This is a genomic window from Cupriavidus sp. U2 (assembly GCF_009663685.2).
Lineage (GTDB): Bacteria > Pseudomonadota > Gammaproteobacteria > Burkholderiales > Burkholderiaceae > Cupriavidus > Cupriavidus necator_C.
In genome coordinates this window covers 43070-55033 of the sequence record NZ_RCOG02000008.1, presented here as the reverse complement: position 1 = coordinate 55033, position 11964 = coordinate 43070, and the positions used below count along the sequence as shown (strand labels likewise).

12 protein-coding genes are annotated in these 11964 nt (G+C 62.5%); 11 read left to right on the top strand and 1 reads right to left on the bottom strand.

The features are described 5' to 3' along the window. Positions 1-3: 3 nt before the first annotated feature. Entirely contained in the window at positions 4-1053 is a 1050-nt protein-coding gene (locus tag D9X30_RS08230; RefSeq protein ID WP_153949963.1) for a TadA family conjugal transfer-associated ATPase, read from the bottom strand. A gap of 342 nt (positions 1054-1395) precedes the next feature. Between D9X30_RS08230 and D9X30_RS08225 the strand changes: the two genes are divergently transcribed. From D9X30_RS08225 to D9X30_RS08175, 11 genes are read left to right on the top strand one after another with little or no spacing between them, the layout of a single operon-like run. Continuing rightward, complete coding sequence (locus D9X30_RS08225; protein ID WP_153949964.1) at positions 1396-2103, top strand: VirB8/TrbF family protein; 708 nt, start codon at positions 1396-1398, stop codon at positions 2101-2103. A 15-nt stretch (positions 2104-2118) separates the two neighbouring features. After that, a complete protein-coding gene (locus D9X30_RS08220; protein WP_153949965.1) occupies positions 2119-3027 on the top strand; it encodes a TrbG/VirB9 family P-type conjugative transfer protein in 909 nt (302 codons plus the stop codon). Further along, positions 3027-4271, top strand: a complete 1245-nt coding sequence (locus D9X30_RS08215) for a TraB/TrbI/VirB10 family type IV secretion system protein (protein WP_153949966.1) — start codon at positions 3027-3029, stop codon at positions 4269-4271. The genes D9X30_RS08220 and D9X30_RS08215 overlap by 1 nt, the downstream gene beginning before the upstream one ends. Further along, positions 4264-5061, top strand: coding sequence for a lysozyme family protein (locus D9X30_RS08210; protein WP_153949999.1), 798 nt, complete (start codon positions 4264-4266; stop codon positions 5059-5061). Before D9X30_RS08215 ends, D9X30_RS08210 begins: the two co-directional genes overlap by 8 nt. After that, positions 5058-6305 carry a TrbG/VirB9 family P-type conjugative transfer protein gene (locus D9X30_RS08205; protein ID WP_153949967.1) on the top strand — a complete coding sequence of 416 codons (1248 nt, stop codon included), beginning with the start codon at positions 5058-5060 and terminating at the stop codon, positions 6303-6305. The genes D9X30_RS08210 and D9X30_RS08205 overlap by 4 nt, the downstream gene beginning before the upstream one ends. Continuing rightward, positions 6302-6727 carry a lytic transglycosylase domain-containing protein gene (locus D9X30_RS08200; protein WP_153949968.1) on the top strand — a complete coding sequence of 142 codons (426 nt, stop codon included), beginning with the start codon at positions 6302-6304 and terminating at the stop codon, positions 6725-6727. The genes D9X30_RS08205 and D9X30_RS08200 overlap by 4 nt, the downstream gene beginning before the upstream one ends. A gap of 28 nt (positions 6728-6755) precedes the next feature. Then, the gene (locus tag D9X30_RS08195; RefSeq protein ID WP_153949969.1) at positions 6756-7349 is read left to right on the top strand and encodes a toxin co-regulated pilus biosynthesis Q family protein; all 594 of its coding nucleotides are present in this window, start codon (positions 6756-6758) and stop codon (positions 7347-7349) included. Between the two features lie 7 nt (positions 7350-7356). Continuing rightward, positions 7357-9159 carry a protein PilN gene (locus tag D9X30_RS08190; protein WP_153949970.1) on the top strand — a complete coding sequence of 601 codons (1803 nt, stop codon included), beginning with the start codon at positions 7357-7359 and terminating at the stop codon, positions 9157-9159. 2 nt (positions 9160-9161) lie between these two features. Next, complete coding sequence (locus tag D9X30_RS08185; RefSeq protein ID WP_153949971.1) at positions 9162-9962, top strand: hypothetical protein; 801 nt, start codon at positions 9162-9164, stop codon at positions 9960-9962. Then, positions 9959-11323 (top strand): ATPase, encoded by a 1365-nt coding sequence (locus tag D9X30_RS08180; protein WP_153949972.1) that lies wholly within the window; start codon positions 9959-9961, stop codon positions 11321-11323. Before D9X30_RS08185 ends, D9X30_RS08180 begins: the two co-directional genes overlap by 4 nt. Then, positions 11323-11958 (top strand): hypothetical protein, encoded by a 636-nt coding sequence (locus D9X30_RS08175; protein WP_153949973.1) that lies wholly within the window; start codon positions 11323-11325, stop codon positions 11956-11958. Before D9X30_RS08180 ends, D9X30_RS08175 begins: the two co-directional genes overlap by 1 nt. Positions 11959-11964 lie beyond the last annotated feature (6 nt).

Sequence of the window (11964 nt, the reverse complement as noted above, 5' to 3'; positions counted from 1 at the left end):
TGGTTAGAAGACGCGTTTGATGTCGTAGTCGTTGTCGCGGAAACCTTTGATTTCGATGATTTCCGAGACGTGACGCATTTCGCCGGTTCGTTTCATGTGCACCACGTAGTGAATGCAATCGGCAATAAGCTTGCGCATGTCGTCGAGCTTCCAGCCGGAACCGGCTGGAATGCCAAGAAGCGCCATGCTTTCAAGGCGGGAGAGCGCGGAGCGAGCATTGTTGGCGTGCAGGGAGGCGATGCCGCCATCGTGGCCGGTGTTGAGTGCCTGCAGCATGTCGTAGGCTTCGCCTCCGCGCACTTCGCCAACAAAGATTCGATCTGGGCGGAAGCGCAGGGCCAGCGCCACAAGGTGTTGGGTTGTTACTCCCTTGTCTGCGTTCGAGAGCAGCCGCACGAGGTTCGGTACGGACAGCTTCAGTTCCATCGTGTCTTCGATTGTCAGGACCCGGTCTGTCACCGGGACTTTGCCTGCCAATGCGTTGAGGAACGTTGTTTTCCCGGAGGACGTGCCGCCGGCGACGATGACGTTCTTGCGGCGGACCATCAGTTGTTCGAGGGCGCGCGCCAGGGATTCGTCTTCTTCGGTCCCAAGGAAGATCGGCTCTTCATCCTGCGTCGTTGCGTTGCGCAATGAGAACGCACCTGCTTTCGCGTAGTCCTCGAGGGTCAGGTTTGTCTCCCGGTGACGCCGGATGCTCAGGGCGTGGCCGTCTATCGCGGTCGGTTGCATGACTGCGGCAATCCGCAAGCCCTTGTGACCGGCGTTGATGATGCCTTGAGATGTACCGCGCACCGCTGATTTCTCTACGGAAGAGGCCAGGGCGCGGACGGCACCTTCTAGCTTAAACGGTTCAAGTACCACGTTAAGCTTTGTCAGGACACCGCGCCGCTCCACCCAAATGCTGTCATGGCGGTTGATCATGACTTCTGCGACGTCCGCGGCGTGGATGACGTCATGAAGCGGCGCGAGCGACTCGAAGAACATCGAGACAGCGCTTTCGGCCAGCTGCGTGAGTTGCAGAAGAGGGTGGTCGTTGGTAGGCGATTCCATGCCCGCTATTGTTGGCGGGCAAACGCGATTGGAATCGCCCGAAAGCTATGCGATTTTCAGGAGCTTTCGAGATTTGCTAGGGACAGCTTTGGAAATCAGGAACGCCGAAGGAACATGTTCCTCTTAAAAACCTCGAATCGCGCTCCCAAATCCCGAGTATTCGCATTTCTGATGATACGAGGCGAGCCGGGAGGCTGACTTGATGGCTTTGGATCTCGCGGTTGTGGCGTGGGCCTTCCAATTACAAAGAAGTGGAAAGCTCCGCAAAATGGCATACCTTTCGGGAGCAAGTGCACCGTCATTCGCTGGTCCAATAGGCGCATCAAATTGGACTGCTGCAGCATGCGCCTTTCTCGCAAACCTTCCGACAAAGCCAAGCCCCTGACCGTTGCACCGGGGATGTATGGCAACGAAAGCCCGGAGCAAGTCATCTTCGACCGATCTACGCGCATCAGCGTGGATCGGAATCACTGGAAGCTGGCAACTGTAGGGCTGGGCGTGATCGCAGTGGTAGCCATCCTCACGCGTGAGCCGCCGCCATCTGTCGTCAAGGTCGTCGGCGTGTCGTCGGATGTGACCGGCAAGCCGATTACCCGTGAACTCGACGCCTTCAGGCCGGACGAGCGTCAGGTCCAGGCGGCGCTCAAGGACCTGGTGCAACGCTGGTTCACCATCGAGCCGATTCTGACACCGCAGATCGAATCTTCGCGGATGGCCGCAAACCTTCGATCCGTGCGCGAGCAGATGCTCGGGTCGGCCAAAGATCAATTCAAGGCATGGGTCGACGAGGACGAACCGTTCAGGCAAGTCACCTCGTCGCCCACGCTCACGCGCGAACCCAAGTTCGTCAATATTGCTAGCCTGCCGGATAGCACGGTCGTCGTGGAATTCGTGACCACGACGGCCGAAGACGGCTTCAAGCCGCGCAAGCAGCGCTACACGATCACCTTCCGGTACCAGACCAAGCCGGCGGACAAGGAAGCCATCCTTGGCACCAATCCGTTTGGTGTTTATCCCGTCTTCTTCAGTATTCAGAAATCCGCGGCCTGATCCGCGCTCACGCTCATGGACGCCCGTACTTCCTCCCGATTCCTGCCTTACGCCATCGCCTGCTGTATTGCGCTAATGCTGTCCGTGCCGGACGGCCATGCCGCCGACAAGTCGCCCCGTCGCGCGGGAGCCGGGATGTCCGGGCTCGGCATTGGCGATCTCAGCGATGCGATGAACCCCGGCAACCCGTTCAACGGCGGTGTGGATCCGGTCGCGCTGCCGGGCGATTCCCGGTTGGTGGTCTTCAACTACAGCCGGGACCAGATCTTTCGTGTCCTGAGTGCGCCGCTCAAGATGACGACCATCGAGTTCCCGGACGATGAGCAGATCGTTGGCGACCCGGCGTGGGGCGAAAGCGTTCGCTGGGACTATGACACCGACGGTGCAAATCATCTGTACGTGAAGCCGCAGGGCCCAGGTCTGGTCAACACCCTGTCGGTCAACACCAACAAGCGTAGCTACGAGTTCACGCTCGTTTCCTCGCCGCTCGGCGGCATCTTCTACCAAAAAGTCCGGTTTCGGATCCCCACGTCCATTTCCGCCAAGGTGAAGGCGCGTAACGAGGCACGGCCGGAGCCGACCGACGAGGGGAAAGGCGGTGACGCAGAAAGTGGCCGGAACGCTGATGCCGTCGGTGTGCCGCCTGACCAACTCAATTTCGATTACACCATCTCCGGCGGTGCGGACTTCAAGCCAGATACGGCGTTCGACGACGGCAAGGCGCTTTGGCTGCGCTTGCCGGCTGGCGCCCTGCAAAACTGGCCGGTGCCGCTCATCAAAGACGGCAGCGACTACGTGGTCGTGAACTCCGTGACGCGCGGACGCTATCTCGTGGTGCAGCGTCTGGCCGACACCGTTGTGCTGCGTTCGGGCAGTGACGAAGTCAAGATCGAGCGTCGTCGCCGCATTCTGGGGCTGTTCTGATGCGCGGCAACAAGAAATCCGAGAACGTCACCGACGTGACGGAAGCCCAGGAGCGTACCGTCAAGGGTAAGCTTCCGCGCAACGTCGTGTTCGCACTCGGCGGCGTGGCCGCTGTCATGGTTGGCGCGCTGGGCTACTACTATCAGACGATCTCGGACGAGCAGCTCGATGCCAAGGCCGAGCAGCAACGCGCCGACCAGATCAACCAACGCGCAGCCAGTGCGGACACCGGGCAGAGCCTGGAGGCGACCATTCGCGCGCAGGCCGACAAGGCCCGCGAGGAAGCCGACCGGCAGCGCAAACAGGCGATCCCGTCCGACACTAAGGCGCCCGTTATGACCGCCGGCGACCTGACCAGTACGGCACGGACCACGAGCGCGTCGCCGGATGCCAAGAAGAACGAGCAGGATGACCTCTTCACTGCGCCTGTCTTCAAGAGCGGCACGCGGAAATCCCAGGTCAATCAGGCAAAGCCTACGGCTGCGCTCGCAGATGTCACTGACCCTGCGCAGATGCGCGCGATCCAGCAGGCGGTGGCCGCCAAGGCGGCGGCGGCGAATGCGGCAGCACAGAACCCTGAAGGCGCGGCGGCACAGCCGGCGTCGGCCGACCGTCAATTCCTGCGGGATGCAGGAACCACGACCACGCTTCGTACCGGATTCGACGGCAAGCTGCCGCGTTGCACGCTGAGCCGCGGCTTCAATATTCCCGCGAATTTTGCCGGTGTCCTGAACTCGGACAAGCCCGGCGAATTCCGTGCGGTCGTATCGCAGGACGTCTATGACACCGTGAAAGGCACCTGCAAGATTATCCCTGCAGGCAGCACGCTGGTTGGTGTGTATAGCGCCGATATCGCAGTGGGCCAGGAGCGCATCCTCACTGCCTTTGTGCGTATGCAACTGCCTAACGGCAAAACGGTTCCCCTATTGGGCATGCAGGGCGCAGACCCGGATGGCACAGCCGGCAATAGGGGTGACGTCAACAACCACTTTCTCAAGATCTTTGGCGGCGCGCTCATCATCGGCGCTCTGTCGTTGCGCTTCAACGACAACCCGACGACCACCACAGTCGGCCCGGCCGGATTGGTCGCTTACGGCAATGCGGCAGGGCAGGTGGCTACCCAGACGGCGCAGACGATCCTGAACCGCAACCAGAACATTCGCCCGACCATCACGACCGAGCCCGGCCAAAAGATGATGGTGCAGGTCAAGCATGACATCGTTCTGGAGCCGTATCTTGATTAAGCGGCTCGCGGCGTCCCTGCTTATTCCTTGCGCGTCGGTTGCTGCCAATGCTGCAACGATCGAGGCCGTCATCAGCCCTAACGCCATCGTCGTGAATGCTGACGGCCAGGCACGCGTGCATACCCTCGAAGGTAAGCCCGTTCTGTACTGTGGGTTGGATGCGTTCCTGGGCTGGTCGGCGCGGTTGCTCGGCGTACATATCGAGCCGGGGGCAGAACAAGGCCCGACTGTCACGCTGGCGGGCAAGATGGTACCGATTGCGCGTCTGTTCGTACGGGAAGGGTGGCTACGTCCGGTGAATCTTGATGACGCTGCTCAAGAAGCGCTTGCAGAGCGGCGCGGCGGCTGGGCATGCGCACCGAAGACCGAGCCGTTCGTGCAGATGGGCAATCGCGTGGATCCCAAGATTACCGCCGGCATCGCCATGAACGAGTCGTCGTATCGCGGTCGCCCCTGGCCGTGGACGCTCAATGTGGCTGGGAGGGGCATGTTCTTCTCGTCACGGGAGGAAGCCTACGCGGCCATCAACCGGTTGTTGGCGAGTGACCGATGCGACTTCGATGTGGGCCTCATGCAGGTCAACTGGTGCTACCACGGCAAGCGCTTTTCATCGCCGTGGGAAGCACTGGCACCGGCGACAAACATCCGTGTGGCAGAGGACATCCTCGCGGAAAACCTGCAACGCAGCGGCTCTGCCATGAAGGCCGTGGCCTGGTACCACAGCGCCAACCCCGAGCGCGGCGGTCCGTACTTCACCCGATTCATGAAACACGTGGCGACATTCCAATGATCAGGCCGCTCCTCCTCTCCGCATTGGCGCTGATTGCTGCGCCGGCTATCGCGGCCGACACCGACCCGCTCGACTTCGATTATCAGGTCGTCGCTCGCGCCGCCGACCGGCCGGCGATGGTGTTCAACGACGGACTTTCCACGTACATCCAGCCGCGCTTCGGCCAATCGGTGCAGGCCGATGGCGCCATCCAGAATGGCCCGTACTGGGTAATCGATGGCGTGCCAGACGTGGTCCGCTACTCTGTGAATGGGCAGCCCGTTGTGGCTCGCTGGAAGCGTTCCAATAGCTTCACGTCCGAGCCGGCTAACCCCGGTGGCGATTTGCCGCGCAGTCTGGCCGCCATTTCCGGCCGTCTGGCCCTGATCGGCAGCTACTCGGATATTGCGCTGGTGCGCCCCGGCCGCTCCTCATTGCCGCTGGCGCAGATGGTCAAGTCCATCGCTCCGAATGGGTGGAGTGGGACGGCGCAGAAGGATATTCCGCTGACGGACGATGTTTCGTTGGACGCCCGGGCTGGGGAGAACTGGCTGCAAGCCCTCGCCCAAGTCCTTGAGCAGCGCAACCTGTACGCGGAGGTGGATTTTGGCCGCAGGAACGTAGCGCTGCGTGCAACGCCGCCCAAGGGCTTCGGCGTCGAGTCCGTGACGAGTGGGATGCTTCGAGCTTCGGCAACGACTGGAACGGCACCGGCAATCGCTACGCCTATTCCAGCTGCGAGTGCGCCGACGACCGGTACGCCGCTGCCGGAAGGTCCAACTTTGGCTTCGGCGTTCAACGCACTGGCTATCCGCGACGCCAAGAACGGGCGCATCGAAGTCCGTTTCGACGCAGAACCTAAGGATCTGGAAGTACGGGATGGGGCCGGCGACAAGCTGCGCATTCGATGGGATGACACCGAGAAGGTGCTGTCCTTCCCGACGGTCGATAGCTTTACGGCGAGCAGCGGCGGGAAGCGCGTGGAGGTGGCCCGTGTGCCGGGCATCAATTTCCTGTTCCCGCGTGACAACAGCGCCGGCCTCGAACGCGTGTTCGAGAAAGATGGTGCGACCTATCTGAGCTTCGCCAAGTCGATGGCCAGCATCTCCGTGTTCGGCGACAACCACCAGGGCGGCGGAGAGCAAAAGGACCGCTACTTCAAGTTCAACGGGGTATCGGACCACCTGACCGTCATCGCTGACGGCAATGTGGTTCGTGTGGACCGCTTGCCTGAGGTCCGCTTTTACGAGCGGGCGGTCCAATGATTGCGATGCGGATCGGGCTACTGATCGCTGGCACCGCATTGGCCGGCCTCGTGCACGCCGATTGCCTGGACGATGCGGCGGCGTTCCATCGCGTGAGTCCCGTACTGGTCCGCGGCATCGCGCAAGTCGAGTCCGGCATGCGCTCGTGGGTGACCAACACCAACACCAACGGCAGCGAGGACATCGGGCTGATGCAGATCAATTCGGTGCACCTGCCGCGCCTCGCGAAGTTCGGCATCACCCGCCAGAGCCTCTTCGATCCTTGCACCAATGCCTACGTTGGTACCTGGATCCTCGCCGATTGCCTGGGCCGGTATGGCGAGACCTGGACAGCGGTCGGTTGCTACAACGCCGGCTCGCCAGACAAGCGGCTCAGGTATGCGAACCGTGTGTACCAGAAGCTGCAATCGACGACCAAGTAACCCATTCGAATTGAAACGGAATACAGCCATGCACCAGTCTCGATCGTTGTCCCGGATGTGCCGGGTTCTTCTTGCCGGCGCCGCAGCCGTTGCTGCCTGTGCGCACGCGGCAGTACCTGCGTCCTCCCCGTTCGGTGCCGGCGCCTCGGGCAACTTCGAGCCGAGCAAGCCATTGGCCGGCGGGGGCTGGCAGCTACTATCCGATCGCAAGGCGCCGAAGGTCGATCCGTCGACCGTTGCGGCGCTGGCGCCGACATCGGCAGCCACGGCGCCCGCAGCGGTTGCATCGCCGGTCGCTGCAGTGCCTGCGGTCCCGGCGCCTCTGGTGGCGCCAGCCACGACGAACGGCCAGCGCGACTGGTCTGTCTCGCCGGCCGATGGTAACTATCGCCTGCTCATCGAGAAGTGGGCCCGCGATGCGGGCTGGGCCACCGCGCCCTGGGAGCCGGATCAGGACGTGCAGATCGAAGGGGCTGACGCCTTCACCGCCGACTTCAAGACGGCGGTTCGTCGGGTGCTCTCGGCGACAGAAATGACCGACTACAGCCTGAAGCCGTGCTTCTACTCCAACAACCTCGTCCGCGTGGTGAAGCTCACCACGAAGTGCGACCCGACAAAGTGAGCTGCAGATGAAGCTGAAACACATTCTTCGCCCGGCAACTGGCGCCGCCCTGGTCTGTACCACGCTTTCGGGTTGTGTCTCCCCGACGCTGCTCAAGGACGTCCAGCAGACGACCGACACGACCACCATGCAGATCACGCAGACGACCGAGGAGCTTTACGCTCGCATTCGCCGCGATCGCGCCGCCGTGGAAGCCGAGCAGGAAGTGAATCGCCCGTTCCTCGCCGGCAAGCGCGTGCCGGTGGCACGCAACGTCACGCTGCCCGTCGCGCTGCGCAAGGACGTGGATACCTTGGTTGTGTTCCCCGAACGCTCGATGTCACTTGCCGTTGCCGCCCAGCGGGTCCAAATGGCCACTGGCATCCCGGTCAAGATCGAATCCGATGTCTATCTTCCGCCAAACCTGCTGCTGCCTCGCACCTTTGCCGCGCAAGCGCAGCAGCAGCTGCGCACACAGCAGCAGGGACAGGGAGGTGCTGCGAACCCGCTCGCGCAAGGCCTCGGCCCGGCGCCGGCATTGAATTCTCCGCTGCCTTCGTCGCTGACGGCTGCCGGCGGCGGTGCGATCACGCAGGGAACAGCGTTGCTGGAGACGGCAATGAATGTGGAGTTCAAGAACAGCGAGAAGATGCCCCTCGCGAGCATGCTCGACTTGATCGCGACGCGCCTGGGCATTAACTGGGAGTTCAACGCCGACAAGGGCGTAGTACGGTTCTACCGGCTCGTCACGAAGACCTGGCAACTCCCGATGGCGGGCGGCACGAACTCGTTCACGACAGAATTCAAGCAATCCGCACAGGGCAACTCGTCGGCTGGCGGCAGTGGCGGTACTGGTCAGTCGACGCAGGTTGACGCCGCTGCCAAGGCGGAGATCAAGGAGCAGAACGACCTTGACGGCGTGCAGAAAAGCATCCTGCCGGCGATGACGATGGTTGGCAGTGCCGAACTGAATCCTGCGACGGGTGTGCTGACGTTGCGAGATACCAAGGAAGCGGTGGATGCGGCCGACGAGATCATCCGCAAGCAGATCGCCATCTACTCGCGGATGGTGACGCTCAAGTTCCAGATGATCGACCTGACAGTTTCGGACTCGGGAGAGGCAGGTATCGACTGGAATGTTGTGCTCACTAAGGCCTTGCAGAATATCCCGGGCTTTACCGTCAACGCGTTGTCACCGGCGACGTTGGTGTCGTCGGCGGCAGGCAGTGTGGGCCTGAACATCACATCGGGCGGGTTCAATGGCACACAGGCAATCGTGAATGCGCTGAAGCAATACGGCACGGTCACATCGGGTCTGACCATTCCGGTGTCGATGCGCAATCGCCACGGCTTCCAATACAACAACCGCCGGACTTTCTCGTACGTCTCCAACACGACACCTGCCGCCTCGACGGTGGGCGGGACTGGTGGCGTGCCAGGCATCACTACGTCCACCGCCACGGTGGGCTTCAAGCTTGCCGCCTACGCCGATGCGACCTCGCGCGATGACGTGAACCTGACGATCGCTCTGGATCAGTCGCAACAGGATGGCCCGTTGGTGAAGTTCACCTCTGGGTCCGGCGACAACCAGCAATCGGTGCAGCAGATCAACATCATCGGCAAGGGCATTCCCAAGCAAGACATCATCGTCCGGAACGGCCAGACCGTCCTGATGGCTGCGCTTGACCAGGACGACACCGCCAACACTCGCCGAACGCTGGGTGAGTCGTTGCCGATGATTCTCGGCGGTTCGCAAACTGTATCGAAGACCCGCACGTTCACGCTGCTGCTGGCGACAGTCATGGTGCAGGACCACGGGGAGGGCAAGTAATCATGCTGGCTATCCGTACGCTTCTCTCTGACGCGCTGGCGTTGTATCGCCGCTATCCGGCTGTCGCCGTCCTGACATGTCTACCGGGCCTCTCCATGGTGCTCGTGCAGATCCGCGGGCAGGTCACTGGCGATGCGGTCTACGCCGCTGTGGTGTGCACCATCCTCACAATCGTTGCACAAGGAATGCTGTCGATCTATGGCCTGTCCCTGGAACAACGGATGTTGACCAAGACCGACAGCACCTGGACGGTTCAGGTTCACGGCATGGATCTGGGGGTGATCTCGGATGTCGAATACGCCTCGTTGCGCCATCACGCCGCCTTCTCGGTCGCAAACTATCTGCGCCAAATTGCGAACCTTTGCGAAATGGCCCTCAACTCCGTGCGTGCAATGACGCGTGCCATTCCGTTCCTAGCTTTCTGGATCGTGATTGGTGGGCTGCTTCTTGACACGACCACGGCGCTGGCCTTGGCGCGCAAGCTGTGGGCAATGGCTCAGACGTCCCCTGATTCGTTCGCCTATGGGATGGCTAAAGGCCTTGTGTTGACGCTCGCTTGGGGCGCCGTGATCTATGGCATGTTCATGCCGAATGCGATTGGCTTCTGCAATCAGTTTCGCGCCGACCTGGAGCACTCCCTGCGCCGGCGGCTGAATCTGCCCACCACTGAGCGGCCCGACCTCTATCGGCTCGAGGGGAATGAGCGCGTACCGGCAGCGGAGCGGGCTGAGTTCCGCGCATTCATGCGCGCGCGCCTGTCGAAGGCGGGTACCGACAGCGTATCGCCGGGAGTTGCCCGATGATCCTCGAGATCCACGGCAAGGCGATCGCCTTCGGGATGCAATGGCGCACCCTCACCGGGAACGCGCCGGCGCCTGACCTCGCCGCGAAAGTCGCGAAGGAAGTGAAGGCCGCGCGCATCTGGCATGACGGGGCGGCCCTGCACATGGGCTATCTCGCACCGGAAGACGCGCAGACAAAGGTCAAGGACAAGCTCTATTCGGCGGCTGTCGCCGTGGCCCGCATTCCGGGGCTGATGCCGAACGTGTTCTTCGCGTTCAGGCTCGAACACGCCGGGAAGCAGGTCGGGTACCTGGTCTGCGGCATCCTCAAGGGCAGGCCACGTGTCGGGTTCGACCGCGTCATTCAGGACGAGCAAGCCCTGTCGGAGCTTGCGGTCGAGTTCGCGCGGGTCGCAGGGGGAACCTTCCGGCTGGCCGGCAACCTTCCCGAACTGGCCCAGTTGCTCGGCAATGTGTCGGCGCTCACGTTCTCGGAACTGACGCTTGAGCAGCTCGCCGACGCAGCCGACCAGCACGCGGCGCTGCGCAAACCGAGTTCGGCCGCCACGAAGAAGCGTTTGCTGGCGCTCGCCGCGCTGATCGTTGTCGGCGCCGTTGGCTACAAGTACGGCATGGCGCAGTACCGGGCCTATGAGGCACGCAAGCATCCGCCGCCTCCGCAGAAGAGTCCGGCGCAGCGCTATGCCGAGGACATCCTCGCTCGCGGGCGCGCGCCATCGGCGGTCGCCGCAGTAGCCGTGCCGCGCTTTGCAAAGTGGTTCGTCGACGTCGATCCGTTGTTTGTCGGCGGGTGGAAGCTCACGAAGATCAATTGCGGAGCGGTCGTGGCGCCGCAAGCATCTTGCTCGCTGACCTACGGACTCGGCGGCGCGAAGGGCGCGCCACGAGGTGTCACGAACGCGACGTTCCTGACTGCGCTGCCGGACGCCTTCAGCGCGCCCGCCTTCTCCAAGGAAGACAAGGAAGTCACCGTGCAGGCCATGGTGCCTTTCGGCCCGGACGCACCCCTCGCCAAGCTGCTCGATACGCTGCCCACGTCGATGGCGCTGCGCACGGACTTCGGCTCGACCCTCCAGTTGTTGCGTCCTGCCGCATCCAAGGCGGTGCTGCAGGACATCGGACTGTTCGGCACGATCCCCGGCGAGGGTATTGCCTCGGTCCCGTATGTCTACAAGAGCGCCAAGTGGGAAATGGAGGGGCCGCTGCGCAATGCGGCGGAGATCGGCACCTTCCCGCCGAACGTCTCGGTCAACGAGATCGCCCTGACGATCAACCTGGACGCGGACTCCGACATCCAGAAATCGAAGTTTGAACTCAATGTGAAGGGCGATGCGTACGCCCGCGATGGAGGAAAAAGCTAATGAAACGCATCGCCATGACTTTTCTTGCAGTTGCCGCCTCGCTGGCCCATGCGGAAGGCGACAAGACTGTGACGCGGGTGCTTCTGGAAAAGGACGCGCAGATCGCCGTGCAAAAAGCCGACCAGGAGTTGGCCAAGACGAATCCGGCGCCCGTGGTCACCACGTCGGCACCTACCGCCGAGCAGCGTGAAGCCCGCGGCACCCCGAGGACCGTGGCAATCTTTGGCGTGGACGGCAGCAAGGTCGGGCTACCGGTCACGCTGCGCAGCTATGTGAAGTGGGGCGAGCAGGTCTATGCGGCAAAGGTCGGCGGCAGCGTGCGCGGCTACAAGGTGGTGTCGATCTCCGAGTCGGGCACGAAGCTCTCCAAGGGAAAACAGACCCTGAACGCCGCGCGTGTCGACGATGATGCGGTTCTGGTCGAGGAGCCGCCCGTACAGCGCGCGCCGATGATGAATGCCGGCAACCCGATGCCCCCGCACGCTCCCGGCACCCCCGCCGCGATGCCGTCGCAGCCCCCGGTGATGCCGGCGCCGTTTCCAGGTGCTGGTAGCAACGGCGTGGCCCCGGTGATGCCGTCGGTGCCGGCAGTACCAGCATTGCCGGCCGCGCCTGCCGCAGTGGCGCAGGGCTAAGGAGTC